We start from the raw sequence: 26,468 nt of genomic DNA, 5'->3' as shown, positions 1-26,468 counted from the left end.
GAATTTCAACGCATGCCTAACAGGTCTGCTCCTGCGCCGTCAATGTTGTCCACCGACGCGCGAAATTTCATTAATATATTGGTAAAAATGATAAAAATGCATGACTCTGGCTTACCTGTCTTCGTCAAGGTTCAGATTCGGGTCCCGGTCCGGCATCTTGACAGCGCCAGCCGAACGATTCTATTCCTGAACAAAGTTCATAAAAAGGGAGGTTGAAGGCATGTCGAGCATGTGGATGAGGGCTTTTATTCCGCTCACAGCAGCAGTGGGGCTGGCTGCGGGTCTGCCCGCCCAGGCGCAATCCTTTCCCACAGGACCGGTTGAGATCGTGGTGCCGTTCGACGCTGGTGGTGCGAACGACCTCGCGGCCAGAGCGGTCCAGTCGGCTTTCTCGGAAGATCTTGGCCAGCCCGTTGTGGTGCTGAACAAGGCGGGTGCCGGCGGTGCTCTGGGTATTACCGAAGTCATGAAAGATAAGGCCGACGGCTATACGCTTTTGTTGCTGGCGTCTAACAACCTCATCTACGAGCCGAACTTCAAGACTACGGCCTACAATACAGAGACGTTCGACTTCATCTGTCGCATTTTTGCCGTTCCAGTTTCGCTTGCCATCGCGCCATCGGCGCCTTTCAAGGATGTTGCCGGCATGATCGCCTACGCCAAGGAAAACCCTGGCAAGATCCTGTACGGAACTCCCGCCATCGGCGGCATCTATCATGTTGCGATGCTGGCGCTGCAGAGGGCGACGGGGACAGAAATGACGCGCGTACCTTTCACCGGCGGGGCGCCGATGATCCAGGCGCTGGCTTCCGGGCAGATTCATGTCGCGGCCGATACGCCGACGACCATCGCCAATGCGGGCCTTTCCTCTGTCGCGATGTTTGCCAACGAGCGCGCGCCCGAGGCACAGAATGTTCCGACTCTGAAAGAACTGGGCGTCAACACTATGGAATTTGTCGGCTTCGCCGGCCTTGTCGCGCCCAGGGGGCTTGCCGGCGATGTCCGTGCCCGGCTGGAAACGGCTTGCGAGAAGGCGATGGCGAACCCATCGGCGGTCGATACGCTGAAGCGTATTAACCTGCGCCCGGCCTGGCTCAGCGCTGCCGACTACAAGGCCAATGCCAAGGAGGTGTTCACCAAGGTCGGCGTGGCGATGAGGGAAGCCGGCGTTTCCAACAAGTGAACGCGGTGCGCAAGGCGAGCCGGCGCGAAGGCGATCATGTGCCGTCCGTTTGTCCGTCGCAACTATATAAGCCAGTTTAGGACAGCCTCGTTATGGTTCAGAAGCTCGTTCGGCACCTTGATCTCGTTGTGCTCACACTGATCTGCCTGTTCTTCCTCAGCGGCGCGCGATACGGCGTGGTTGTGGATAGAGCGCCCGGGCCGGGCGCCGCCCCGGTGTTGTTCGGCTCCCTGATGGCGGTGGCCCTCCTGGTGGAGGCGAGAGGCCGGTTTGCCGGCGTGTCCTCCCACGAGGTCGTTCCGGATCTGGGAAGCAGTTTCGGCACGCTCGCAGCCTGGCTCGCCTGTGGGGCCACTCTTGCGCTACTCGCCCTGTTCGGGGTGGTGTTGGGCAGTTTCATCGCCCTGATTGGCGTCGCGACACTCGTCATTGACGCCTGGGACAGGCGGGCACTGGCCAATTCCCTGCTGTTTGCCCTGGTCGCGGCGACGACCATGCACCTCGTCTTCAAGGTGATATTCAACTTGCCGCTTATGCCGGCGCTCATTCCCCTCCTCCGGTAGGCGGATATGGATTCCTTTCTTTCCCATGGTCTATGGCAGGGTGTCGCCGCGGTCGCCGTTTTCGATCGCCTCGCCGCGTGTTTCATGGGCTCGCTGGTGGGTACCGCTGTCGGCGTGCTGCCCGGGCTCGGGCCTACCGCCACCATCGCCATCCTGCTGCCGATCACTTTCGCAATGGATCCACTGTCGGCGATCCTGATGCTGTGCGGCATCTACTACGGCGTGATGTATGGCGGCTCGATCACCTCGGTACTGATGCGCGTGCCCGGCGAAGTGACCTCGCTGATGACATGTCAGGACGGACACCTCATAGCGAGGAAAGGTCGGCCCGGCTACGCGTTGGCGATCTGCGCCTTCGCATCGCTCGGCGCTGGTATCGTCGCGACGATCCTTGTCGGCCTGATAGGGGAGCCGCTGGCACGCGTCTCGGGCTCGTTCGGCCCGCCTGAATATGTGGTGCTGGTGCTGGGCGGACTGCTGCTCGTTGCGGCCGTGTCCCAGAGCAACCTCACCAAGTCGCTGATCATGGCCGGGCTCGGGCTTGCCATGAGCACGATCGGTACCGACCTCGTCTTCGCCGAGAGCCGTTTCACCGGCGGCCAAATGTTCCTCGCCGACGGCATCAACGTCGCCATCGTCGCGATGGGAATCTACGGCGTCGCCGAAGCGATCGGTCTGCTGTCGGAGAAGGATTCACGGCCCCCCGACCTGCCGGGCAAAATCTCCGGCCTCTATCCCAAGCCGCGCGAACTGCTCAAGATCGTTCCGGCGACAGCGCGAGGCACGATCATCGGCTTCATCGTCGGCCTGTTCCCCGGCGCGGGCGCGACGCTCTCGGCGTTCTTCGCCTACGGCTTTGAGAAAGCGCTCGACAAGACCGGCCGGGTGGGCACCGGCGACGAGCGCGCCGTAGCCGCCCCGGAGGCCGCCAACAACGCAGCCTCCCAGGCGGCCATGGTGCCGCTGCTCTCGCTCGGAATCCCCAATAACGTCATCACCTCGATGATCCTGGGCGCCTTCATCATCCATGGCCTGACCCCCGGCCCTATGCTCGTCTCCAGTCGTCCCGACATGTTCTGGGGCATCGTCGTTGGGATGTTCGTCGCCAACGTCTTTCTGATCATCCTGAACGTGCCGCTGGTCGCGGTGTTCGTGCAGCTGCTGCGCCTCAACAAGCGGCGGCTGGCGATCTTCGTGCTGGTTATGTGTTTCATCGGCGCCTATTCGCTGCGTGGCCAGATGGGTGACTGTCTGATGCTCATCGCGTTCGGCGCCGTGGGGCTCGCGCTCAAGGCCTGGAGCTACGACGCGGCACCGCTGGTGCTGTCGCTGGTCCTCGGGCAGATCCTAGAACAGAGCCTGCAGCAGGCGTTGATCATGGGCTACGGGTCGCCTCTGATCTTCCTGCAGCGTCCGATCTCTGTCTCAGTCATCATCGTGGTGCTGGCAATCGCCATCGGCCTGCTGTGGCTGAGGCGCTCCGGCCGGGTGGTCATCGAGGCATCCGACTAAGGCGCTCCGGTTCCTAGGCACAAGACCCGGGACAATGCCCGATTTGCTCAATGCCACGCATACGCGGCGGCAATCCCCCGCGCACTGGACGACAAGGAACCCAAATGACAAGGAATGCTCATGTTGTAGTGGCCGGAGGCGGTCCAGCCGGCATCGTCGCCGCAATCGCCGCCGCCCGCCATGGCGCCAAGATCACACTTATCGAGCAACAAGGCTTCGTCGGCGGCATGGCCGGCACCGGCCTGAGCCTGCTCGCCTTCCACGATAATGCCTTCCGGCGGGTGGTCGGCGGCGTGCCATGGGAGATGGTGCGTCGCATGATGGCGAAAGGTAACTGCGTCGTTTACCGTAACGATGGCAAGCACGACGGCGATTTCGCGCTCGAGTTCTTCCATTCCACGGGTATCCGCTACAGTCCCGAACTATTCAAGCAGGTCGCCACCGAGATGCTGCTCGAGGCCGGGGTCGACATCCTCTGCCGCACCCTCGTCACCGGCACGCTCACAAGCAACGGCCGCATCGATGCGGTGGTCATCGAGAACAAGTCAGGCCGTAGCGAACTGTCCGCCGACGTCATCGTCGATTGCACCGGCGACGGCGACCTCGCGGCGCGAGCCGGCGCCGCATTCGAACTCGGCAGCCGCGGCGATGGTGTGTTCCAGCCCATGACCATGTTGTTCGCCGTCGGCAATATCGACGTCGAAAGGGCCATGGCATCAGGGGCGATGAAGCGAACCCCGTGGAACGTGATGGAGCCCGTCGAACTGACCGGCAAGTTCAGGAGCTACATCCTTGACATGACCCCTTGGGCGGACGTGCTCAAGGCGATTACGCCCAGCGAAGTGCCCCCGATCACGCGTTTCCGGTTCCACGACCAGAATGACGGCATGTTCCAGACCGGCAACTTCATCCATATCAGCCATCTCGACGGCACAAACGGCGAGCAGCTGGCGCGAGGGGAAACGGTTGGCCGTCTGCTGGTATGGCGGCTGGTCGAGATTCTGCGCCAGCACGTGCCGGGCTTCGAGGAGGTGCGGCTTGTCCAGATCGCAACGCATCTGGGCGTCCGCGAGACACGCCGCATCCGTGGCGAATACTATCTCACCGACGAGGACGCGCTCACCGCCCGTCAATTCGAGGATTCGGTTGCTCAGTGCGGCTACTTCATGGACATCCACGACCCTGACAGCTCCGACTTTACCCAGGCGGCCGGAGGCGGGCAGATCGCCGATGAGGCGAGCTTCGGCATCCCCTATGGCGCACTGGTCCCGCAGTCGCTGGACGGGCTGATCCTGGCCGGCCGTTGCGTGTCGGGCAGCCGCGCCGCCCAGTCTGCCTTCCGGGTTATGGGTACCTGCATGGCGATGGGCCAAGCCGCGGGCACCGCGGCCGCGATGTCATCGCTTGGCAACGTGCCCCTGCGCGAAATCGACGTCGCCGAGTTGCGCCGCCGGCTCACTGACACCGGGGCCATTGTCGATCGTCCCTTGTCGGGCTGAATGGAAAGTGGGCATTTCGCATGCCGGAGCGCGACCGGCTTGCGATCTGTATTCGGAAACCCCACATCCTACCGTCCAAGAGGGGACGGTTGTTCTTCGACATATTTTGTCGAGATCCTCATTAAGGATAGGTCGCTTGTGCCATGCGAAATCAAGTAACTATAGTCAGCGCGGGTCCTTATGCTTGCACGTCACTGTTTCGTTTAAATACTTCAATGAGGAAGTCGACAAATATGCGTGTCTTCACGGCAATGTGGCGGCCTTTGACAAAGACAGCGTATATGCCGTTGTCGAAGCCAAAGCCTATATGGCCCGCGATGTGGTGAAGAAAATGCTGCAATCGTCCGGCCTCGCAAGCCACGCAGACTTCCCATACAGTGCATTTTGCGCCAAACACACTAACGCGAGTGCCCCACCTGGCGTCATTAAGAGCATGGATGAGTCTTACACCTCATGTTGTGATTATAGGCTCCCGAGTTATTCGCGAAACTTTCCAGGATCGGCAGTCGCGTCAGCATCGTGTGGTTCTGCTGCGGGTGTTGGGGGAGTTGCGTAAGTATGACCTGATGACCGCCTCGGGGGCTGGGAAAGCTTATGTCAGCCGGGCTAGGGTGGTTGCGAGGAAACGGGCTGGCTTGCAGGTGGGGTGAGGACACCTATTTAGCGGTGCTCCTCCTGTCTTGAACCGAGGAACGAAGTGGTTGATGATTTTATAAGCTGAAAAGATGGATATCCTCCGAAAGTATCACACTTTATTAAGGTTGAAATTTTTGAATGGCTAATGAATATGGCGGAATTTGCGCCTCTTCCCGAAACAAATAGCGACCAAATAAAATATACGAATTTTTAATTTTAAGTAACTTAAGAGGAAATGATCTTCGCAGCGCCTTGGGAGGCAAATTTTGCCCCCAGAGCGATCCCGAGCTCTTCAGGCGCGTCCATGGTACCCTGGGCTGTTTTCCGGATTTCCTTCATTGAAGCGACATCACCGACAAACCCAGTGAGGATGATATTTGTCCCGCTGAAGCGGGCAAAGGCGCCAACCGCGGACCCGCAATCTCCGCCGACCATGCGAACGAATGCCCGCTCAGCGGAGACGAGCGCGTGGGTCAGGCCGTCGTCCAGGAAGCGGATCTTCGCTAACGTCGTTAGATCTCCCGCCCTGGTTTCGATACCCAGTGCCCCCTGGCCGACTGCGGGAAGCATCTCCTCAGGGGAAAGGGTAAAAACGGAATGATGCTCAAGCCCAAGTCGGTGAAACCCGGCCTCAGCCAGCACGATGGCGTCGAAGTCACCACGACATAGTCGAGCCAGCCGCGTGTCGATATTGCCTCTCAATGGTCGGAAGATGAAGTCCGGGCGCGCGCGCTTGAGTTCAAAGACTCGCCGTTGGCTCGTCGTTCCTATCACCGAGCCCAACGGTAATTCTCTCCAGCGGCCAAGCCTATCGCGTGTTAGGATTAGGTCGAACGCCGTCTCGCGGCGCAAGATAACTTCCAGGTTAAAGCTTTCAGGCACCGTGGGATAATAATCCTTCATGCAATGAACGGCGATGTCCGCACGGCCATCCAGAAGCGCATCTTCGACCTCCTTGATAAAAAGCGCTTTCCCGTCCAACTCTCGAAGCGGCCTGTCGATGATTGTGTCTCCGACCGTCTTGATGGGCACGATCTGCACCGGAATTTCCGGATGGCGTACGTTGATCGTAAGCGGTGTTTCCGGGCCATCTTTCGGGAGTGATCGCGATCTGTGAGGTTGCCGGTCCTGTATTGGATCGGAGATAGATTTGTGTCTGGACTTGACCTTACGCTTGACCCGGAGCGGCAGCCTCGGCGTTTCGAGGTGATCAACGGTGCTGGCGGCCGGCGTCACTGGTCGATGGATGACAAGGCGAGGATCGTCGCGGAGACGCTGGAGCCGACCGCAATCATTTCCGAAGTTGCCCGGCGTTATGGTCTCAGGCCGCAGCAGGTGTTCGCCTGGCGGCGCGAAGCGCGCAAACAGGCCGCTTCGGTGCAGCAGGAATCCCTGGCCTTCGTATCCGCGGTGGTGACAGCCCCGCCTCGGGGATCCGCGCCGAAGCGTCCTGGACAGCCGCGGAGGCGCAAGAGTATCCGCGACGTTGGGATGATCGAGCTGGAGATAGACGGCATTGCCATGCGGGTTGGCCGAGGCGCCGACGCCAAGACGGTTGCGGCGGTGATCCGTGCGCTGAAGGCAACCTCGTGATCGGGCCGACGGGCGCCGTCAAGGTCATGGTGGCGACGAAGCCGGTAGACTTCCGCAAGGGGGCGGAGGGGCTGGCTGCGTTGGTGCGCGAGACGATGGGCGCCGACCCGTTCAGCGGTGCGGTGTATGTGTTTCGTGCCAAGCGCACGGATCGGATCAAGCTGATCTTCTGGGACGGTACCGGCGTCTGCCTCTATGCAAAGCGGCTGGAAGACGGGGAGTTCCGCTGGCCAAAGGTGCAGGATGGCGTGATGCGCCTGACGGCCGCGCAGTTGTCGGCGCTGCTTGAGGGGCTCGATTGGCGGCGGGTCCATGAAGCCCGCCAGACAAGCGTTCCCACGCAGGCGAGTTGATCCGCGACGAAGTGAATCAGCCTCGATTCCGCTGTCGCCCGGAGCCGGCGAATATGGTCTGCTCCCGTCATGGCGATGACGGCGGACCAGCTTCCCGACGATCCGGATGTGCTGAAGGCGATGGTCCTGGCGCGCGATGTCGAGAACGCTCGCCTGACCCAGATCATCAAGGAATTGCAGCGCCACCGCTTCGGTCGTCGGGCCGAGAGCCTGCCTGAGGATCAACTCCTTCTTGGCCTCGAGGAAGCAGAGCAGATCGAAGCAGCGGGCGAGGAAGAAGCCGAACACGCTGATCCGGCTATCCGCAGGGAACGCGCTGCGAAGCGGCGGGCGAACCGTGGCGCGCTGCCGCCGCATCTGCCACGCATCGAGATGGTCGTCGACATCGAGGACCATGCCTGCCCATGCTGCCGCAACGACCTTCATCGGATCGGCGAAGACGTCAGCGAGCGGCTCGATATCGTGCCGGCGCAATTGCGCGTGATCGTCGTGCGTCGACCCAAATATGCGTGTCGTGCCTGCGATGACGTGGTCGTGCAGGCTCCGGCGCCTGCCCGGCTGATCGAAGGCGGTCTGCCGACCGAGGCGACGGTCGCGCAGGTTCTGGTCTCCAAATATGCCGATCATTTGCCGCTCTATCGTCAGGCGCAGATCTATGCTCGGCAGGGTATCAACCTCGACCGTTCCACGCTCGCCGACTGGGTCGGCCGCGCCGCCTGGCACCTGCGTCCGGTCCACGAGCGGCTGTTGGAGAAGCTGAAGGCCTCGCCGAAGCTCTTTGCCGACGAGACCACGGCGCCGGTGCTGGATCCCGGCCGCGGCAAGACCAAGACCGGGCAGCTCTGGGCCTACGCTCGCGATGACCGACCATGGAACGGGAGCGACCCGCCGGGCGTCGCCTATGTCTATGCGCCGGACCGAAAGGCGGAGCGACCGATCGCTCATCTCGCGGGCTTTACCGGCATCCTGCAGGTCGACGGCTATGGCGGCTATCGCGTGCTGGCCGGGAAGAGCGGCGCAACGCTCGCCTTCTGCTGGGCACACGTACGCCGGCGCTTCTACGAGCTCGCGGCCGCCAGCCCGGCGCCCATCGCCAGCGAGGCGCTCCGGCGCATCGCAGAGATCTATCGCGTCGAGAACGACATCCGCGGCCAGTCGGCAGGCGAACGTCGCACCGCGCGCCAGGAAAGGAGTCGGCCGCTCCTGGCCGAACTCGAGCCATGGCTGCACGAGAAGCTCAGCCTGATCAGCCAGAAGACCAAACTCGCCGAGGCAATCCGCTATACGCTCTCACGCTGGGAGGGGCTCACCCGCTTCCTGGACGACGGACGTATCGAGATCGACTCCAATACCGTCGAGCGGTCGATCCGACCGATTGCGCTCAACCGCAAGAACGCTCTCTTCGCGGGCTCTGACGGTGGCGCCGAGCATTGGGCTGTCGTCGCTTCTCTCATTGAAACCTGCAAGCTCAACGACGTCGAACCGCTCCGCTACATCGCCGACGTGCTCGCAAGGATCGTCAACGGCCATCCAAACAGCCAAATCGACGATCTCCTGCCTTGGGCCTATATCGCCGCTTCCGAGATCAAGGCCGTGGCCTGAGAACACCGCTTACCGTTGATCAGGCTCTTAACGTAACGAGCTTGCCAGAGGGCGAGCTTGCTGGGTCGCGTCGCTATTCTCAAAACCACGGCGAAACCTTCCAGGAACTTCGGCGACGACTGAAAAAGGACCGCCCATCGCCGTTCAAATGCAAGGGTGAGATTTGTGGTTCTAGCCAACACCCATCGCTTTATCCAATCCCAGGAGCCGCTGGAGGAGCACGATCATCCCGAACGCAAAAAAGATCAGCAGCGTGGAAACTGCCGCAATCATTGGGTCTACAGCCAAGTCGATGTAGTTGAATATTCGCACCGGAAGGGGCATCAAATTCACGTCTGCCAAAAAGATAGAGACAGTCGTCTGGTCGAAGGACGTGATGAATACAAAAATCACGGCAGCCATGATGGAGGGCGCGATTGCCGGCAGCGTCACGCGAACGAGAGTTCGGAGCTCGCCGGCCCCCAGGCTCGCGGCCGCCTCCTCGATTGCAGGGTCGAGCCCAACGAGCCCGGCACCAACCGTGCGCAGAACGTAAGGAACTGTGATGAGAACGTGGGCAGCCAACAATCCGAACAACGAAGTGTCGATATGAATCATGTAGTAAAATTGCAACAATGCAACGCCCGTGACGACGGTCGGCAACAGCAAAGGTGACATCAGAAATGACTTGTACAAACTGGAGCCAGAGAATTTAAACTTGTGAAGTCCAATGGCCGCCGCAACACCGATCACCATTGCAGCCAATGAGCACAAAGTCGCCAGTACGAGGCTGAGAATGAAGGAATGGAAGAAATCCACGTGATGGAGAAGTTTATAATACCAGTCAAATGTGAAACCAACCGGCGGGAATGCGACGTAGGGGGTGAGCGTGAAAGAGCCCCCCATGATCACGACCAGAGGGCCGATCAGGAAGATCACAACTAACCAGGCGGCGAGGTCCAGAGCCTTGTCCATGTCGATCATTGCTCCTTGAACAAGCGGCCGTGCAGCGCCATAACGGCGACATTGATGACTAGAAGGACCATCACGAGCGTGGCGCCCACCGGCCAATTCACTGAATACGTGAATTTCTCATAGATCAGTGTGCTGATCGTCGAAACCCGACTTCCTCCGAGCAGAACCGGTGTCACGAAGGCGCTGATGGCGAGACTGAACACCAGCAGCGAACCCGCGGCGATTCCCGGCACCGACAGCGGCAGAACGACCTTCCGAAGGATACGTGATCGCGACGCACCCAGACTCTCAGCCGCGTCTATGAGCGACTTATCTATCTTCTCAAGAATGCCGATCAGGCTGAGAACCATCAGTGGCAGGCTGATGTGAACCAGGCCGACCACCACCGCGAACGTGTTTCCATTCAACGGCAGCGGCGCCTCGATGATACCCGCGGCTTTGAGCCAACTGTTGATCAAGCCCGTGTCACCAAGCAGGACGATCCACGCATAGGAACGCACGACAAGGTTGATCAGGAGCGGTGACAGCGTCAGTGCGATCAGCGCGCTTTTCATAGCAGCTCCCGATCTCGCGATTTTCAATGCGAGTGGAAAGCCGAGCAGGATACAAATGAGCGTGACCAATATACCGAGGCCGATAGATCGAACAATGAGTAAAAGATAGTAGGTATCCGTGAGAACATCGACGTAATTTTTCAACGTAAGGATCGGTATATATAGTTTCGTGGAGCTGAATGAGAAGAAACTCATCTCCAGAATGAGCGCATACGGAACGATCAGGAAGACGATGTAAAATGCGGTGATCGGCGCCAAATAGGAGCACATTTTCGACCAAGGCGCTTTGGCCCCAGCGCCGTACGCCGCGCGTGGTGAAGACATGGTCTCGATACTCATCGCGCTGGCACCACCCTGCAATCCTGCATGTCCGCGCCGATTGTCACTCCGGTACCCAGCTCGAACCGACCGCCGAGCTGCGGATCGACATGGGCACAGACCAATCCCGCAGGCGTCGCGATTTGTAGCTCCAGAGACGAACCAAGGAATCGCTTGCCGGTCACTTTAAGAGAGGCTTCGTCGCTGGCAACAACGCGCACCTTGTTGAAGGCCAACTGCACAGCAATATCGGGCGCATTTCTCCCGCGGACCCTAATCGTGCTGTCGCCTCCAAGCCTCAGCTCAAGTTCTTCCTCGCCTGTCGCCTGGAAATCGCCTCGAAGAAGGTTTCCAGAGCCCACGAACTCGCACACCCAGGACGAATTCGGCTTTGCGAAAAGTTCTTCGGGCGTGTCGAGTTGCACAATATTGCCATCCCGCATAACGACGATGCGGTCCGCCATCGACATCGCCTCCTCCTGGTCATGGGTTACGAAAACAGCCGTGACCCCAAGGCGGCGCTGCAGCGCCTTGAGCTCGGTTTGCATCTGGACGCGGAGCTGTTTGTCGAGAGCTCCTAGTGGCTCATCGAGCAGGAGAAGATCCGGCTGAAACACAATCGCACGCGCGAGTGCGACGCGCTGCTGCTGGCCGCCCGACAATTGCTTCGGCTTCCGGTCTGAGAGTGCGCCAAGTCCAACCAACGCCAAGGCACTGTTGGCCATGGCGCGCTTCCGCTCGGCGGGAATCTGCCGGCAATCCAGTCCGAACTGCACATTCTCAAGCGCAGTCATATGAGGGAACAGCGCGTAAGATTGGAAAACGATACCGATATTGCGACTCCGTGCGGCCAGCCCGGCAACATCGTGGCCATTCAGGACGACGCTTCCGTGCGCGGGCGATACAAAGCCCGCAATCGTGCGAAGCAGAGAAGTCTTCCCGCATCCAGACGGACCCAAAAGCGCAACAAACTCGCCGCGCTTCACATCGAGGCTCACACCCTTAAGGGCGTCGAAGGAGCCATATTTCACGCGAACATTCCTTATTGACAAGGCAATTTCGCCGGGATCTGCGACTTGAATCGGTTCTGAATTCACGTTCACCACTCCGCGATCAATATTTATTATTATTTATGCTTCTAGAAGAAAACGTTGGCTAACTTCTATCGGCTCATCCCATGTAGGCGCCGCCGTTGACGTGAATCAACTCGCCAGTGACGAACGAAGACGCGTCCGAAGCAAGGAACAGAACGGCATCGGCGATTTCGCCTGCTTGTCCCATACGCCTCAGCGGAATGCTCTTCGTCATCTCGGTGAGTTGAACTTCGTCATATCCACCTCGGGGTTGGGCTGTATCGATCAACCCCGGCGCAACGGCGTTCACGCGAATGCCATAGGGAGCCAGCTCCAAAGCCGTCGTTCGCGTCAAGCCAATGAGCCCCGCTTTGCTCGCGCTGTAATGGGCGCCTCGTGGGGATCCCCGTAACGCCGACGATGACATGTTGACGATACAGCCGGTCCTGCCCAGTCGGATAAGTTCGCGTGCTACCGCTTGAGTGCAAAAGGCGGCTGCTTTGAGATTGACAGCAACAACGGCATCCCAAACCTCCTCAGACAGCTCGAGGAATGATACCCGCGGAAATATGCCGGCGTTGTTTACGAGGATATCGACCGATCCTAACGTCGACACGGCCTCTTGAACCATCTCCGCGATTTCAGTCAACTGCGCGACATCGGCCCGGACGAGCCGGGCGCGTCGCCCCTCCTCCTCCACCAAGTCGCCGGTCAGCCTCGCATCGGCCTCGTTATCAAGCCAGTTGATTGCGATATCCGCACCAGCGGACGCCAGCGCCACGGCAACAGAGCGTCCTATGCCCCGTTGAGCTCCTGTGACCAGCGCGACCTTGCCTTTCAGCGCATTATTGGATGCCGGTGGGACAGCCAGCATATGCGTGCCTCCTCAGAACGATCAGTATGAATTTCTGGCGGCTAGGCGGGTACCGCCGGGGCATCGCCGTACTTGCTCGACAGTGTCGCCATTGAAAGAAGCCGGCGTTCGAGTTCCTGAATCTGAGGAAAGCCCATAAGGGACCAGATTTCCTCTATACCAACGAGAAGATCCGGGCGATCGACGGCCTGGCCAGTGTCAACCACGGAGCGCATGACCGAAAGAGCACTTTTCATGCCATGGATAGCGGCAGCCGGGAGCATTCTCGGAAGACTGATCCGCCGAACCCCGAGTTCCTTCAAGCGTTCGATTGGAATGAGCGGAGAGGTCGGACGGGACCGGATTCCAAAGCCCATATTGACCGTAACCGGCACACCGGCAGCTTCCACGATCCTGGCGATATCATCCTGTGATCGTACAGCATCCGGAAAGATCATGTCGGCGCCAGCGGCAACGTAAGCACGAACCCGTTGCACTGTAACCTCAATGCCTTCGATAGCCAGAGCATCCGTTCTCGCGACAATCCCGAAAGCGTCGTCTTTGCGAGCCAGGCACGCAGCTTCAATCTTCTTGACCATTTCCGCGGTCGGGATGACCTCCTTGCCCGGCATGTGCCCGCAACGTTTGGGGCTGACCTGGTCCTCGATGTTGACGGCCGCGACGCCAGCCGCCTCGAATTCGCGAACCGTGTGAAACACATTGACAGGATTTCCATATCCGTCGTCTGCGTCTGCAGTGAGAGGAATCTCGATCGCTCGGGCGAGATTGCGACAATGCGCGACGTTTTCCGCGAGCCCCATGATGCCAACATCCTCCATGCCGAGCATGGCATTGGCGATTGCGGCTCCACTCGTCGCTGCGGTCTTGAAGCCGGCGGCTTCGACGAGGCGCGCACTGTATCCGTCATAGACACCCGGCGACACGATGAAGTCACCGGAGCTTAGCAGGCGCCGAAAAGCCTTGGGGCCCGTCTTGTTATCATCCCTATCCAAGATCACGGTGGAGCTCCATCTCTCACTTCTCGGCACGCCGGAGAAGTCTACCCAGGATTGATATTGACATACGAGCCGTCGAAAATAGTGTCAACACGTTAAGTGCGCATCACGCTCATTGCGGGGTAGCTCTGGTCAATAGGCAAGCGAACCGCTATCCTGGATGCTGAGTTTTCAATCTTTTTAGGGAAGATCGAATGAGTGAGATTGTGTCAACCGATCGGGAGGCGGGCACGCTCGGTGAACAGCTTTTTCACGATATCGCCGAGATCATTCAATCAGGCGAACTTGGATTGGGTTCTGAAGTCAATGAGAAATTCCTCGCTCAGCGCTTCCAGGTGAGCAGGGGGCCTGTGCGTGAAGCCTTGCGACGCTTGCAAGGTATTGGTCTTATTTCGCGCGAGCCATTCATGCGCGCTCGGGTGGTCTCCCTCAATGCCAAGCAACTGGCCGAGCTATTCCAGATGCGCGAAGCCCTTGAAGGCATGGCCTGCCGCCTAGCAGCGGAGAACATGAGTGCAGACGAGTCGACAAGACTTCTGGCCGACCTCGAGGCGGACCGGCGCTCCTGGACCAGTGGGGACAGGTCGCGGAAGTTTGATTTTCACCAGCGCGTGGTTGCTGCCTGCGGAAACCAGCGTATCATCGACACGCTGAATGGCGATTTGCACCAGCTCTTCAGAGTTTATCGGCGGCAGTCGGGGATGGATAACCAGAGGCGGCAGACGGCCTATCAGGAGCACTGGCAGATCATGCGCGCCATCATCAGTCGAGACGCCGATCTCGCTGAGTCGATGATGCGATCGCATATCGCGCGTGCGTCCGAAAATCTTGCTCGCCAGGAGAGTTTCTTGACGGGAACGCTGGAAAAGTCCGCCGCCTCCTAGCATTTTGCTTCTGGCTTTCGACCGTCGAGAGATTTAAGTGTTGACACTTAGGCCTCAGCGTCCGATCCTGCGCCCCTGGCGTGGGTGATTGGCAGCAGCCACCCGCTGCTTTTGCAACGGGCCGCGCCCGCAAATCAATGGCCAAAAGGGATCTAGGATGTCTCACGTTTCCATTGTGGCTCTTGGAGGGACCACGCGGGTCGGATCGTCGTCCGAGAACGCTGCGCGGTTCGCATTGGCGGAGGCCGCCAAGCTCGGGGCAAAAGTCCAGATGTTCGACGGAGCACTGTTGAACATGCCGATGTATGCGCCAGAATCAGCGAAGCGCAGCTCCGAAGCGCTTGAACTCATCGCCGCTTTGCGTGCGGCTGACGGCGTTATTCTAGCGTCTCCGGGATATCACGGCGGCATATCCGGAATGCTGAAGAACGCGTTGGACTATACCGAGGACATGCGTGAGGACACGCGTGTCTATCTTGAGCACCGCAGCGTGGGGTGCATCGTCTGCGCCGCGGGCTGGCAAGCCGTCGGCACAACGCTGACGTCCCTGCGTTCGATCGTGCACGCCCTCCGGGGCTGGCCCACTCCACTCGGAGTGGGCATCAATACGGTTGCCGTCAGAGCGTTCGATCAGGAAGGCAATTGCATCGACCCCAACACCCGCGCTCAGTTGCACATTCTGGCTGAGCAGGTCGTGACCTTCGCGCGCTTCGGGAAGTCAAAGCCGCCCGAAAGCACGATCGCGGCTTGAATGACTCCTGAGCATCGACGGATACGCCATGAATATTCTCGTCCCAACCCCTCCAGTCGCCGGGGCTGAAGTCGCCGAAGCCAGTAAACTCGTGTCGGCTTCTCTTCGCGTAGCGCGCGCTGTTGCTGATCTTCGCGCCGGCAAGGGGGTAATCGTAACCGACAGCGAGGATCGCGAAAACGAAGGCGATTTCGTCTTTTCCGCAGAGAACCTGACCATAGAGCAAATGGCGCTGATGATCAGAGAGGGATCCGGGATTGTTTGTCTGGTTATCAGTGACGCGCGCGCACTCCAACTCGAACTTCCCCCCATGGTCCAGGATAATCAATCGAAGTTCGGCACGGGCTTCACTGTCTCTATCGAGGCCAGGCATGGTGTGTCGTCCGGCGTCTCGGCCGCGGACCGTGTGAGGACTATTCAGGCTGCTGTTGCTATCGACGCGGAGGCGAACGATCTCGTCCGCCCAGGGCATGTATTTCCGCTCAAGAGCCATCCCGAAGGCCTGCATGGCCGGCAGGGACACACCGAGGCCACACTCGAGTTGATGCGGTTGGCTGGCCTACGCGACGCTGGCGTTCTCTGCGAGATCACCAATCCTGATGGCACGATGGCTCGCGGCGACGATTTGGATCGCTCTGCGACGAGGAATGGTATGGTAATCGTGTCGATATCCGACATTCTGGTCGTCATCGGTGAGTGCGGGCAGTTTTAGCCGGGCTTCCTGGTCTTCGGCCAATCGCGGAAAACCCCGGCAAAGCCGGGGTTTTTGTTTGTAAGGGCATGTAGCCGCCGTGAGGCGCTTCACGTTAGGCAAGCGAAGACGATATTTTTCATCGAGCGCCACCATCCTGGCCACTCAAACCGCCAGTCAAACCACCGCGTCGACCGGCACTCGGTTGAGAGATCTGACCTTGGGCATGACCTCAGTACCAAAGCGCCGCAGACCGTCGAGCGTAGGGTGGAAGCGAAGCATGATAAGGTCGATCCCAATCTCAGCATATGTATCGATCCGCTCGGCTACCGTTTCGGCAGTTCCAAGCAGGCCGGCACCCAGCGCCTTTGCCGAGGTCAGCGCGACTCGGTTTCGGGCGCCATACTCTTCGAGCTCAACGGCCTGCCGAACCGCGTCGGTAGCGTCATCCGCGCAAATGACGTGAGCGCTCATTCCAAACTGCAGAGTGCGACCGAATTTAGCAGCACGATCCCGCATTTCCGCGATATCCACGCGGATCTTCCCAAGGTTGCCTTCGTATTTTCGGAAATCCGTATCATACTCGACGAACCAGCAGTCACAGAATTCCGCAATTGTGTTCTTGCCTGGTTCCGACCGGCTGGCAGCATAGATCGGAGGAGATGGTGAGCGAACGGGCTTCAACGGAAGTTCGGTCCCATCCAACGTGAAATACTCCCCTTGGAGCAACGGAGCCTCCTCCGTCCAAAGCGCGCGAATCGCGCGGACAAACTCATCCATGCGCTTGTACCGCTGCCCGGGATCTTCAAGCCAGGCGCCATTGCCGAAGACATTCAATTCCTCGGGCCACCAGCCGTTGACGATATTCATGCTGAAGCGGCCGCCACTGATGCGATCGAGCGTTGCGCCCATCTTTGCAACGGCCTGGGGGGCGAGTATGCCCGGATGGGTCGCGACCATGATCTCCATTCTGCTTGTCGCGCAAGCGAGAGCCGTGGCCAGGATCCAGGACGCGTGATCAGGGCCAAGCCAACGTTCGGCAACGAGTGTCACGTCAAATCCGTACGCCTCGGCTTCTTTGACCGCTTGCCGCGTGAAACTAAGCAACTCATCGGTTTGGCCCAAACCTCGCTTCGAGGCTGCCTGGACAGCAGCCTCGATTGCCGGCTCCGACTGCACGATATGGGGCAGCGGCGTCCAGAAACCCAATCTCATAGAGGTCACCCAATTTCCTTTCGCCATTGATCGAGCAGCGCATCGCGCTGCGGCATGAGATCGTGCCACGGCGGATCCAGAAGCTGCGCGACGGCTTCATCACCGAACGTGAAGTTCGCGGTCTTGTCGGCAGGAATAGCAACCGTCTTGTTGGCCGGGCTGTAGAATTGCTCGACGAGCGGCGCCTGGTAGCCGGCTGACAGCGTGAAGTCCGTCCACGCGAGGGCTCCAGCGAGATTTCGCGTCCCCTTTGGGATCTGAGTCCCTGTCCTCTGGGCATAGACCCCTTCGTGGGGTTGGGCGCGCGCAACCGGCAAGCCGAGCGCGATAAGCTGCTCGCCCCGATGGGCATAGTAGAACGCGGCATCGATCTCCTGCTGCTGGAACAGTTGAAGGCCTTGTCCGACATTGTTGTAGATCTTGAATTTTGGCAGGCGCCTGATTGCCGCGAAGCCGGGATTGAGATTTGTGGCGCTTCCACCGTTGAGTACGGCTGCTAGGTAGAGGAACGTCAACCCGTACGGTTGGCCGACGTACGGGACGCCTACCGCCAGACCGGGACGCCACAGATCCCGCCAAGAGGTCGGAGGGGATTCGAAGGCGACTTTGCGATAGACAAGGTCGAACTTGTAGATCGTAGTGCCATACACTTCGCATTTCGGCGGCATCATGCTCTCGTAGATTTCGCCGGCATGCGACAGTTTCGAGCTCTGATCGCCGAGCAGAAGGCCGGCTTCATTGAGCATGATCGCGGTCTCATGATTGATCATGATCGCATCAAAGGGTGGCTTTCCCCGCGCAACAACCAACTTCGCGACAATGTCTGCATCATCCGTAACGACGAGCCTGATCTTATAGGGGTGCTCGGCCTCGAAGCGTGGAATGATTTTCTCGCGAACCGTTTTTTCAAACGCGCCACCGTAGCAGGTGACGGTGATCGGCGCCTGCTCCTGCGCCTTCGGCGCCTGTGGAAGCGCGGCCGAAGCGACTAGGCCCGAGCCTCCGAGGAGCGCCGCGCGGCGCGTAAGATTAGACATGTACGGACCCGATTTAGTGGTCATTCTTCGTCCCCTCATTTTGGTCAGGTCAGTGCTTCCAGGCCTCTGCGCAGGTCCGCCGCAGCGGTTTATCGAGGCGGGCACCCCAAAGTTTATTGGGCTCAATCAACGCTGCGACTGTAGTTCAACCTCTAAAAATGTGTCAACACTCTTGACTGCCAAATAGCGAGACTCTACGAGAATTGTGTCGGCCTCGCTCGTAAAGTATGAACACATTATGCTATGTTCTTGATATGTTCGTGCGTGGCGGGCATAAATCCGGAGTGTCACCGATGAATGTCGCCACGGAATTCGACGCTTTTCTTGCTCGTGCGGGCTTGTCTGTGTCCGCTGACCGCAGAGAGGCGATGATTGCTGGGTATGAGGATCTAAGAAAACGCGTCGCACTCTTGCGGCAGAAGCGGAAGCCATCTTCTGCTCCATGTTCGGTTTTTAGCGTGGATGTGCGGAGATTATCATGAAGGACGCCACGTATAGAGAGCTGAGCATAGAGCAGGCGGGGCGATCGATCCGCTCTCGTGAGATTTCGTCTCAGGAACTCACCCGATCCGCCCTTCGTCACATTAGCGAGTATAACCCTACGCTGCATGCCTTCATTACGGTTACAGAAGAGAAGGCGCTTGCGGATGCAAAGCGAGCCGATGACGAACTCGCTGCGGGGGTCGACCGTGGGCCGCTGCACGGCATCCCCTATGCGGTAAAGGACGTCTTCGACACCGAGGGGATCCGAACGACGTGTCATAGCAAGATCCTGCTGGACAATATACCGGCCGAGGATTCTGCAGTCGTCGCCCGCTTGTCGAATGCCGGCGGAGTGCTCATGGGAAAGTTAGCCACGGACGAATTCGCATTTGGCGGGCCCACGGACGATCTCCCATTCCCTGCTCCGCTGAACCCATGGAACACCGAGCACATGACGGGCGGCTCATCATCGGGCTCCGCTGTCGCCGTTTCATCAGGGATGGTTCGCTTTGCGATCGGAACTGACACAGGTGGTTCCATCAGGGGGCCGGCGGCTCTGTGCGGGCTTGCCGGAGTGAAGCCAACCTTCGGCAGGGTCAGCACGCGCGGCGCCTACCCGCTTGCCTACTCGATGGATCATTGTGGTCCACTGGCGGCGAGTGTGACCGAAGCGGCGATCGCGCTACAGGTGTTGGCGGGCCATGATCCTCGGGATCCTTCGAGCGCAGACGTGCCAGTGGAAGATTACCTGGCTGAACTGAATGGGGGAGTGGCTAGGTTAAAGATCGGCGTTCCTCGAGCCTTCTTCGAAAAAGCGCAAGGCATATCGACAGAGGCTCTGGCCGCAATCACGCAGGTCGAGGACGCCTTGCGCGCGGCAGGCGCGACGGTTGAGGATATCGCAATGCCGGACTATCCTCTCTTCAGCACGTGCGGTCGTGTCATCCTCACGGCTGAGGCGTTCTCAGTTCATGAAGAAAACATGCGGACACGGGCTGCCGACTATAGCTCGCTGGCCATGCAGCGCATCATGCTCGGAGCCTCGCTCACCGCAGCCGACTACATCCAGGCGCTACGCCTGCGGCGGGAGCTGGCGCGGGCCGTCGACGATACTTTCAATCAATACGATCTCATCCTGACCGCCTGCAGCGTTGCACCGGCACCGCGTCTAGACTCGATGCCAGACCCGTTCACCGCACCATCGGTGATCCAAGCTTACCCGTTCAGCTTAAGCGGCCACCCAGCAATGAGCGTGCCTGTGGGATTGGCCTCGAACGGACTGCCGCTTTCGGTGCAGTTTGTCGGCCCATACTTCAAAGAGGCTCGGGTACTTAGGGCGGGACGAACGGTGGAGACACTGTTTGGCTGGAAGCTCCCTGTTCTCGCACTGCAGTAGTCGCCCCTGGTCGCGTCCGAACATAACACATCCGACCGCCCAACATTCATTTTGTACACGGAGTTTAGCCAATGCAATTCGGATTGTTCTACGAACATCAGTTTCCGAAACCGTGGAATGAAGGAGATGAGCTTAAACTCTTTCAAGATGCGTTGGATCAGATTGAGCTCGCCGATCGGCTGAACTTCGATATGCTGTGGGTGGCTGAGCATCATTTCTTGGAGGAATATTCGCACTCCTCGGCTCCGGAAGTTTTCCTTGGCGCTGTTTCTCAGCGCACCAAGCGGATGCGACTGGGTCACGGCATCGCCTTGATGCCACCGAAATATACGCATCCGGCACGCGTTGCGGAGCGAATTGCAACGCTGGATTTGCTCTCCAAGGGCCGTGTCGAATGGGGTACGGGGGAATCCGCTTCGATCATCGAGCTCGAGGGCTTCGGCGTCGATCCCGCGGATAAGACGGCCATGTGGACTGAAGCGACCGAGCAATCGGCCAATATGGTCGCGCTGTCGCCGTATCCTGGCTTTCAGGGCCAGTTCTTCGACATGCCGGTCCGCAACATCGTGCCAAAGCCGGTTCAGCGACCTCATCCGCCGATGTGGGTTGCTTGTTCGAAAAGAGAAACGATCCACCGCGCGGCGCGAAATGGCCTCGGGGCGCTCGCGTTTGCGTTCGTAGAGCCCGAAATGGCAGCTAAGTGGGTTGAAGAGTACTACGACATCATCAAGTCGGAAGAGTGCGTTCCGATCTCTCATGTCGTGAATCCGAACATCGCCCTGGTCGGCGGCATGATGTGCCATTCGGATCCGCAGGAAGCGGAGCGTCGCGGCCTCGATGGGTTCAAGTTCTTTGGATACTCCCTGGGGTACGTCAGCAGCTTCGGCGAGATGGTTCCCGGTCATTCAGACATCTGGAGCGGCTTCGAATCCGTCAAGGACACCCTGCCCGGCAACGCGGGGGCCGGCGGTATCGGATCGCCAGAGCAAATACGGGACTATCTTCTCCGCTACGAAAAATGCGGCGTTGATCAGCTCATTTTTGTCCAGCAGGCGGGAGCGAATAAGCATGAGCACATCTGCGACTCGCTGACGCTGTTCGCGGAGGCTGTCATGCCCGAGTTCCACGCCCGCGAAGCAGAGCGGCAGGCCAGGAAGCAGAAGGAGCTCACCCCTTACATCCAGGCCGCGCTTGCACGCAAAAAGAAGATGCGTGAACTCAAGAGGGAAGAAATTGCGCCAATTCTTGCCCCGGGCAAACGCTCAGCTGCGCTCAATGAAGAGCGGCGCGCGAAGTTCGCCGACCGCGGCATTCCGGTGCCAGCATTCGACCCTCACGCAAAGACATCGGCTGAACAGAAGTAAACGTCGTAGGCAGCGCAGTCTGTGAAGCCCGGATTGTGCTGAGCGGACACTCCATTCGAAGATATTCGTATGCCGAGAGGCGGACGTGAGAGATTTAACCCCTTCCATTGGCCAGTTTAGCTGTAGCGACGGCGCGTCCTACAGTTACATAAGTGTTGCGTCCGCCTGCGCGCCCTACAAAGTGAGGCCCAGCCAGCTGCCATTCGCGTGCCGGGTGCTCGTGGAGAATCTGGCCAGAGGCTCTCAGTTGCGCCCGGACGTTGTATCCTCGACCGACATCGCTCATATGATCCACTGGAATGACCATATCGGCGAAAGTGCCCCCCTAAACGTCGGCCGTGTAATCTTACCGGATTCCAGCGGGCTACCCGTATTGCTCGACATGGCGGCGTTGCGTGATGCGGTGGCGCGCGAAGGATCCGATCCAACCGTCATTGAGCCCAGTATCCCGGTTGATGTCATCGTCGATCATTCGCTGCAGGTCGATGTCTCCGCGGTACCGGGCGCGGCCTCTCGCAACCTGCACCACGAGTTCGAACGGAATAGCGAGCGCTATCGGTTCCTGAAATGGGCGCAGCAGGCCTTCAGGTCTGTTCGCGTGTTTCCGCCCGGCACCGGGATCATCCACCAGATCAATCTCGAGCATATCGCACCTGTAGTCGGATCGACTGAGACTGGGCTCGCCTACCCCGACTTCGTGCTCGGCGGTGACTCTCACACGCCCATGGTCAATGCCATCGGTGTTTTGGGCTGGGGTGTAGGAGGGATCGAGGCTCAAGCGGCGATGCTTGCCGTCCCTTACATCTTCCCCATTCCGGAGTTCGTGGGTGTTCGCCTGAACGGCGAATTGCCATCTGGCGCGACGACGACCGACTTGGTTCTGCATGTGACGGAGCGCCTCCGGCGAGAAGGCGTGGTCAGCTCAATCGTTGAATATTGTGGCGCAGCAGTAGCGAAACTGCCCGTTCCAGCCCGTGCGACACTGTCGAACATGGCGCCAGAATACGGTGCGACCGCAGCATTTTTCCCCATCGATCAAGAGACAATATCGTACCTGACCTATACGAGGTCGCCCGCGCACGCTGACTTTGTCGAACGATACTCCAAGGCCAATGACCTGTTTGCTGATCCTGGGCATGCTGAGCCGCTGTATGCACGCACGATCGAGATCGAGCTTGGCTCGGTCGGGCGCAGCGTTGCGGGACCACGGCGCCCTCAGGACCGCCTCGATATTCCGGATGTCGCTGACGATTTTCGTAGGCGCTTGCCGCTCGGCGTAAGGGATGGGGGGTTTGCATGCAGGTCCCCACTTGAGGCCGAGATTAGGGTTGATGGCCGCACCGCAACGATCACACATGGCGCCATCGCGATCGCTGCCATTACCGCATGCACCAATACGTCAAACCCCGAAGTCATGGTCGCTGCCGGGCTTCTCGCAGAGAAAGCGGTCAATGCGGGCTTGTTACCGGCTCCTTGGGTGAAAACCTCGCTAGCGCCCGGATCCAGGGTGGTCACGCGTTACCTTGAGGAGCTCGGCCTACTCAACAAACTGGAAGCGATTGGTTTTGGGGTGGTTGGATATGGGTGCACCACCTGCGGCGGGAAATCCGGCCCGCTGCATCCAGCCATGTCGGCGACGATTGCGCAGACCGATCTCGTTGCAGCCTCCGTACTTTCGGGAAACCGAAACTTCGAGGGTAGAATTCACCGTCAGGTTCGCGCCAACTACATCATGTCGCCGCCTTTGGTCGTCGCATATGCATTGGCGGGTCGGGTCGACATCGACCTGGATCGCGAACCGCTCGGGGCGGGTTCCGGCGGCAACACCATCTATCTCTCGGACATTTGGCCCTCCCAATCGGAAATCACCCAGTCGCTGGAGATCGTTCGTGACCCTGCGTTGTTCGCCGGGGTCTACGGTGAGCCAAACCGCGTCGCGCTTTGGGACGATCTTGCAGCACCGAGCGGCAGTCGCTTCCAATGGGAAGAACAGTCGACATATCTCATCGAACCCCCCTTCATTGCCTTGGGGCGCGAGCAGGCACGGTCCGGGCTGCCGGATCGTATTGACGACGCACGAGCGCTAGGCGTCTTTGGTGACTCCCTTACCACCGACCATATCTCTCCGAGTGGGGAGATCCCTTCGGAGAGCGCCGCGGGACAGTACCTACTGGCGAAAGGCATTCCGCAAGCGAAATTCAACACCTATGTTGGACGTCGCTGCAACCATGAGGTCATGGCGCGCGGGACGTTCGCAAATCTCAGAATCAAGAATCTGCTGGTTGAGGAACGCGAAGGCGGGTGGGCGCGCGTCTTTCCCGAAGGCGATGTGTGGACGGTCTACGATGCAGCAGCCATCTACAGGGCGCGCAGCACTCCCCTGATCGTTCTGGGGGGCCGCGACTATGGAATGGGTTCAAGTCGGGATTGGGCGGCCAAAGGTACCGCACTGCTGGGCATTCGAGCGGTCATCGCCGAGAACTTCGAACGCATTCACCGGTCGAACCTCATCGGAATGGGCGTCATCCCCTTGCAATTCGCCGCCGGGGAGGGTTGGCGCCAGCTCGGTCTCAAAGGCTCAGAGACCTTTGCAATTGAAGGCTTGCTCCAGGCGGTTGATGGCGTTGCTCGAGCGGTTGTAAGGGCGCGTCAGGACGATCACGAGCTCACATTTGAGGTATCCGCAGCCGTGACGACACAAAGCGAACGCGACTGTCTCAAGAACGGCGGCATCATGGTCGACATGTTCAAGCGATTTTCTCGTCATAATCACGAAGTTCAGGTCCAATCACATGAGTTATGACCTAATCCTCGCTAACGGCGAAATCGTCTTTCCCGACCGGGGAATCCGCACGGGCTCCATCCTCGTTCGGAACGGCAAGATCGCAGGTATTGTCTCACGATCCGATGGCCTGAAGGCCAACGAGATCATTGATTGCAAAGATAAGTGGGTGCTGCCGGGCCTCATTGATCCTCATACCCACATCGGTTTCGGTTCCAACGAGACAGACTTTCTAACAGAATCCCGCTCCGCGGCGCTAGGCGGTGTCACCAGCCTCCTGACGTTTCACAGGTCCAACGACCTCAGCGCCTCGACTGGCCCGTGGAGAAAGCGCGGCGAAGAGCAATCTTTGATTGATTTCAGCTTTCACTTTGGCGTGACGAGCAAACTTCATATTGAGACGCTCGCTGAAACGACCCGTCGGTTCGGTGTCACATCGATCAAAGTTTATCTCATGTATAAGGGCGCCAGCGGCGCTGCGAAAGGCTTCACGGAAATCGACGATGGGCTCCTGTTCGCGGCGATGCTACAGACCAGGAACATCACCGGCGGTGTTGTTGGCGTGCATTGCGAGAACGTCGAGGTCATTCCGGTCTTTCGGGATCCATTGAAAGCCGCGGGGCGGAACGACCTTCCCGCATGGGACGAACAAAGCCCCGGGTTTCTCGAGGCCGAGAACGTTTTCAGGGTCGCCTATTTTGGCGAAAAGGCCGAGTGCCCGGTCAATATCGTCCACATGTCGAGCGCCGAGAGCCTCGAAATCGTTCGCAACCTGAGAAGGCCTGGCCGGGCGCCGATCCATGTTGAAACGTGTAGCCATTATCTCTCTCTGACGCGCAATTCGCCGATCGGTTTGCTCGGCAAGGTCAATCCGCCTTTGCGCAGTCAGTCAGACGTCGATGCTCTCTGGGAGGGCATCCGCGACGGCACGATTTCAACAGTTGGATCGGATCACGTCGGCCGGAAGCGGGAGACCAAGGGCCCGGACATCTGGAAGGCCAGTGCAGGCTTTCCTGGTCTCGGCACGATGCTCCGGGTCCTTGTGCATGAGGGCGTGCACAAGCGCGGTATTCCGATCGAGCGTATCGCCGCGGTGACGAGTGCCAACGTTGCGCGCTTATATTCCATTCCCAACAAGGGGGAGCTCGGCATCGGGATGGACGCCGACATGGTCATTGTCGACCCGGATCGCGAGGTTCATGTGGATCCGACGACGCAGGAATCCTACTCCGACTATTCTCCATATGAGGGCATGACGTTCAAGGGATCTCCGGTCAGGACGATTCTGCGCGGGCGAACACTCGCCAGTGATGGGGCCCTCGACGAACAGGCTTGCCAGGCTCCAGCCGGCCGCTACCTCAATCGCATTCCGGGAGTTTCACGATGACCAAGAGAATTTGGGACGATTTCCTGACCGAGCGCGACAAGGAAGTTTTCGCGCAAGCCGGATACGGCAAGCGCGGTGGCTTCGGCAAGCGCCCGGCCTTGTTCATCATCGATGTCCAGTATAATTTCTGTGGCGACCGTCCCGAGGATATCCTGGACGGTCTGAAGCAGTATCGGACCCATTGCGGCGCAGAGGCTTGGGCCGCCGTGGAGCATATTGTACCCTTGCTGGAACTGGCGCGGGCCAAGAACATTCCCGTCTTCTATACTGAGAGTGCACGCCGCCCGGATATGGTTGATAGCGGCGTCCAGGTCGGCAAAAATCATCGAGGCAAGGAAAAGACTGTCCTCGAGGGTACGCACGCGACGCAGACCGTTGAGCCTTTGGCACCGCGGCCTCAAGATATTCGAATCGGCAAGCGCAAACCGTCCGCTTTTTTTGGCACGATATTTATGAGCCATTTGAATTTCTTCGATGTCGACACCCTCATCTTGACCGGATGCACGACGTCCGGATGCCTAAGGGCTACCGCAGTCGACGCCTATTCTTATAATTTTAAAGTCATCGTCCCCGAAGAGACAGCCTTTGACCGCTTTCAATCCAGCCATGCTATCAACTTGTTTGATCTCAACTGCAAGTACGCCGATGTCATTCCGACGGCCGAAGTAAAGAATTACCTGGAGTCCGTCGCCGTGCGGGACGATCTTTCCACAGCGTCTTGACCTCAGACATTCGGCGCGGTCGTCCGATCACGCAGCGCCAAAACCCC

General features: G+C 59.1%; 23 protein-coding genes. 15 read left to right on the top strand and 8 right to left on the bottom strand.

Going from position 1 to position 26,468, the window contains the following annotated elements; all coding sequences use genetic code 11:
- Positions 1-220: 220 nt before the first annotated feature.
- From KIO74_RS17175 to KIO74_RS17160, 4 genes are all read left to right on the top strand, one after another.
- A complete protein-coding gene (locus KIO74_RS17175) occupies positions 221-1,183 on the top strand; it encodes a Bug family tripartite tricarboxylate transporter substrate binding protein (protein ID WP_213333004.1) in 963 nt (320 codons plus the stop codon).
- A gap of 92 nt (positions 1,184-1,275) precedes the next feature.
- Positions 1,276-1,746, top strand: coding sequence for a tripartite tricarboxylate transporter TctB family protein (locus KIO74_RS17170; protein WP_213333003.1), 471 nt, complete (start codon positions 1,276-1,278; stop codon positions 1,744-1,746).
- Between the two features lie 6 nt (positions 1,747-1,752).
- Positions 1,753-3,258 (top strand): tripartite tricarboxylate transporter permease, encoded by a 1,506-nt coding sequence (locus KIO74_RS17165; RefSeq protein WP_213333002.1) that lies wholly within the window; start codon positions 1,753-1,755, stop codon positions 3,256-3,258.
- A 104-nt stretch (positions 3,259-3,362) separates the two neighbouring features.
- Positions 3,363-4,757 carry an FAD-dependent oxidoreductase gene (locus tag KIO74_RS17160; RefSeq protein ID WP_213333001.1) on the top strand — a complete coding sequence of 465 codons (1,395 nt, stop codon included), beginning with the start codon at positions 3,363-3,365 and terminating at the stop codon, positions 4,755-4,757.
- A gap of 861 nt (positions 4,758-5,618) precedes the next feature.
- Here the strand turns inward: KIO74_RS17160 and hemC are convergent.
- A complete protein-coding gene (hemC, locus tag KIO74_RS17155; RefSeq protein WP_297258495.1) occupies positions 5,619-6,629 on the bottom strand; it encodes a hydroxymethylbilane synthase in 1,011 nt (336 codons plus the stop codon).
- Here hemC and tnpA point away from each other — a divergent pair.
- The 3 genes from tnpA (at position 6,546) to tnpC (ending at position 8,941) form a co-directional block, all read left to right on the top strand.
- Positions 6,546-6,986 (top strand): IS66-like element accessory protein TnpA, encoded by a 441-nt coding sequence (gene tnpA, locus KIO74_RS32670; RefSeq protein WP_213331181.1) that lies wholly within the window; start codon positions 6,546-6,548, stop codon positions 6,984-6,986. The two genes, hemC and tnpA, sit on opposite strands and share 84 nt — an antisense overlap.
- Entirely contained in the window at positions 6,983-7,339 is a 357-nt protein-coding gene (gene tnpB, locus KIO74_RS17145) for an IS66 family insertion sequence element accessory protein TnpB (RefSeq protein WP_213331182.1), read from the top strand. Before tnpA ends, tnpB begins: the two co-directional genes overlap by 4 nt.
- Before the next feature lie 69 nt (positions 7,340-7,408).
- Positions 7,409-8,941, top strand: a complete 1,533-nt coding sequence (gene tnpC, locus KIO74_RS17140; RefSeq protein ID WP_213331183.1) for an IS66 family transposase — start codon at positions 7,409-7,411, stop codon at positions 8,939-8,941.
- 171 nt (positions 8,942-9,112) lie between these two features.
- On the opposite strand, the gene KIO74_RS17135 is transcribed toward tnpC, so the two are convergent.
- The 5 genes from KIO74_RS17135 to KIO74_RS17115 form a co-directional block, all read right to left on the bottom strand.
- A complete protein-coding gene (locus KIO74_RS17135; RefSeq protein WP_213332999.1) occupies positions 9,113-9,895 on the bottom strand; it encodes an ABC transporter permease in 783 nt (260 codons plus the stop codon).
- 5 nt (positions 9,896-9,900) lie between these two features.
- Positions 9,901-10,788: an ABC transporter permease gene (locus KIO74_RS17130; RefSeq protein WP_213332998.1), complete on the bottom strand. Its 888-nt coding sequence runs from the start codon at positions 10,786-10,788 to the stop codon at positions 9,901-9,903.
- On the bottom strand, positions 10,785-11,864 hold the full coding sequence (locus KIO74_RS17125; RefSeq protein WP_213332997.1) for an ABC transporter ATP-binding protein: 1,080 nt from the start codon (positions 11,862-11,864) through the stop codon (positions 10,785-10,787). Before KIO74_RS17125 ends, KIO74_RS17130 begins: the two co-directional genes overlap by 4 nt.
- 73 nt (positions 11,865-11,937) lie before the next feature.
- Entirely contained in the window at positions 11,938-12,714 is a 777-nt protein-coding gene (locus KIO74_RS17120) for an SDR family NAD(P)-dependent oxidoreductase (protein ID WP_213332996.1), read from the bottom strand.
- 41 nt (positions 12,715-12,755) lie between these two features.
- Complete coding sequence (locus KIO74_RS17115) at positions 12,756-13,712, bottom strand: isocitrate lyase/PEP mutase family protein (RefSeq protein ID WP_213332995.1); 957 nt, start codon at positions 13,710-13,712, stop codon at positions 12,756-12,758.
- A gap of 191 nt (positions 13,713-13,903) precedes the next feature.
- Between KIO74_RS17115 and KIO74_RS17110 the strand changes: the two genes are divergently transcribed.
- The 3 genes from KIO74_RS17110 (at position 13,904) to ribB (ending at position 16,056) form a co-directional block, all read left to right on the top strand.
- Positions 13,904-14,593: a GntR family transcriptional regulator gene (locus KIO74_RS17110; protein ID WP_213332994.1), complete on the top strand. Its 690-nt coding sequence runs from the start codon at positions 13,904-13,906 to the stop codon at positions 14,591-14,593.
- Between the two features lie 157 nt (positions 14,594-14,750).
- Positions 14,751-15,344 (top strand): NADPH-dependent FMN reductase, encoded by a 594-nt coding sequence (locus KIO74_RS17105; protein ID WP_213332993.1) that lies wholly within the window; start codon positions 14,751-14,753, stop codon positions 15,342-15,344.
- A 28-nt stretch (positions 15,345-15,372) separates the two neighbouring features.
- On the top strand, positions 15,373-16,056 hold the full coding sequence (gene ribB, locus KIO74_RS17100; RefSeq protein WP_213332992.1) for a 3,4-dihydroxy-2-butanone-4-phosphate synthase: 684 nt from the start codon (positions 15,373-15,375) through the stop codon (positions 16,054-16,056).
- Between the two features lie 156 nt (positions 16,057-16,212).
- On the opposite strand, the gene KIO74_RS17095 is transcribed toward ribB, so the two are convergent.
- A complete protein-coding gene (locus KIO74_RS17095; RefSeq protein WP_213332991.1) occupies positions 16,213-17,244 on the bottom strand; it encodes an LLM class flavin-dependent oxidoreductase in 1,032 nt (343 codons plus the stop codon).
- Between the two features lie 11 nt (positions 17,245-17,255).
- Entirely contained in the window at positions 17,256-18,287 is a 1,032-nt protein-coding gene (locus KIO74_RS17090) for an extracellular solute-binding protein (RefSeq protein WP_213332990.1), read from the bottom strand.
- A gap of 478 nt (positions 18,288-18,765) precedes the next feature.
- On the opposite strand from KIO74_RS17090, the gene KIO74_RS17085 reads away from it, so the two are divergent.
- The 5 genes from KIO74_RS17085 to KIO74_RS17065 all read left to right on the top strand — a co-directional run bounded on the left by KIO74_RS17085 (position 18,766) and on the right by KIO74_RS17065 (position 26,421).
- Entirely contained in the window at positions 18,766-20,166 is a 1,401-nt protein-coding gene (locus KIO74_RS17085) for an amidase (RefSeq protein WP_213332989.1), read from the top strand.
- 71 nt (positions 20,167-20,237) lie between these two features.
- Positions 20,238-21,530 carry an LLM class flavin-dependent oxidoreductase gene (locus KIO74_RS17080; RefSeq protein WP_213332988.1) on the top strand — a complete coding sequence of 431 codons (1,293 nt, stop codon included), beginning with the start codon at positions 20,238-20,240 and terminating at the stop codon, positions 21,528-21,530.
- An 85-nt stretch (positions 21,531-21,615) separates the two neighbouring features.
- Positions 21,616-24,333: an aconitate hydratase AcnA gene (gene acnA, locus KIO74_RS17075; protein WP_213332987.1), complete on the top strand. Its 2,718-nt coding sequence runs from the start codon at positions 21,616-21,618 to the stop codon at positions 24,331-24,333.
- On the top strand, positions 24,323-25,699 hold the full coding sequence (locus KIO74_RS17070; protein WP_213332986.1) for a dihydroorotase: 1,377 nt from the start codon (positions 24,323-24,325) through the stop codon (positions 25,697-25,699). Before acnA ends, KIO74_RS17070 begins: the two co-directional genes overlap by 11 nt.
- A complete protein-coding gene (locus KIO74_RS17065; protein WP_213332985.1) occupies positions 25,696-26,421 on the top strand; it encodes an isochorismatase family protein in 726 nt (241 codons plus the stop codon). Before KIO74_RS17070 ends, KIO74_RS17065 begins: the two co-directional genes overlap by 4 nt.
- Positions 26,422-26,468: the final 47 nt, after the last annotated feature.

Source organism: Chelatococcus sp. HY11 (assembly GCF_018398335.1).
Taxonomy (GTDB): domain Bacteria; phylum Pseudomonadota; class Alphaproteobacteria; order Rhizobiales; family Beijerinckiaceae; genus Chelatococcus.
The sequence above is the reverse complement of the archived record's forward strand: the minus strand, read 5'-3'. Positions and strand labels throughout refer to the sequence as shown.

Bases quoted from the DNA above. Each gene is read 5' to 3' on its own strand.
- KIO74_RS17065 (WP_213332985.1), top strand. From the start codon at position 25,696: ATGACCAAGAGAATTTGGGACGATTTCCTGACCGAGCGCGACAAGGAA.
- KIO74_RS17160 (WP_213333001.1), top strand. From the start codon at position 3,363: ATGACAAGGAATGCTCATGTTGTAGTGGCCGGAGGCGGTCCAGCCGGC.
- KIO74_RS17170 (WP_213333003.1), top strand. From the start codon at position 1,276: ATGGTTCAGAAGCTCGTTCGGCACCTTGATCTCGTTGTGCTCACACTG.
- KIO74_RS17080 (WP_213332988.1), top strand. From the start codon at position 20,238: ATGCAATTCGGATTGTTCTACGAACATCAGTTTCCGAAACCGTGGAAT.
- KIO74_RS17105 (WP_213332993.1), top strand. From the start codon at position 14,751: ATGTCTCACGTTTCCATTGTGGCTCTTGGAGGGACCACGCGGGTCGGA.
- KIO74_RS17120 (WP_213332996.1), bottom strand. From the start codon at position 12,714: ATGCTGGCTGTCCCACCGGCATCCAATAATGCGCTGAAAGGCAAGGTC.
- KIO74_RS17090 (WP_213332990.1), bottom strand. From the start codon at position 18,287: ATGTCTAATCTTACGCGCCGCGCGGCGCTCCTCGGAGGCTCGGGCCTA.
- ribB (WP_213332992.1), top strand. From the start codon at position 15,373: ATGAATATTCTCGTCCCAACCCCTCCAGTCGCCGGGGCTGAAGTCGCC.
- KIO74_RS17070 (WP_213332986.1), top strand. From the start codon at position 24,323: ATGAGTTATGACCTAATCCTCGCTAACGGCGAAATCGTCTTTCCCGAC.
- KIO74_RS17135 (WP_213332999.1), bottom strand. From the start codon at position 9,895: ATGGACAAGGCTCTGGACCTCGCCGCCTGGTTAGTTGTGATCTTCCTG.
- KIO74_RS17130 (WP_213332998.1), bottom strand. From the start codon at position 10,788: ATGAGTATCGAGACCATGTCTTCACCACGCGCGGCGTACGGCGCTGGG.
- KIO74_RS17085 (WP_213332989.1), top strand. From the start codon at position 18,766: ATGAAGGACGCCACGTATAGAGAGCTGAGCATAGAGCAGGCGGGGCGA.
- KIO74_RS17165 (WP_213333002.1), top strand. From the start codon at position 1,753: ATGGATTCCTTTCTTTCCCATGGTCTATGGCAGGGTGTCGCCGCGGTC.
- KIO74_RS17110 (WP_213332994.1), top strand. From the start codon at position 13,904: ATGAGTGAGATTGTGTCAACCGATCGGGAGGCGGGCACGCTCGGTGAA.
- KIO74_RS17175 (WP_213333004.1), top strand. From the start codon at position 221: ATGTCGAGCATGTGGATGAGGGCTTTTATTCCGCTCACAGCAGCAGTG.
- tnpC (WP_213331183.1), top strand. From the start codon at position 7,409: ATGGCGATGACGGCGGACCAGCTTCCCGACGATCCGGATGTGCTGAAG.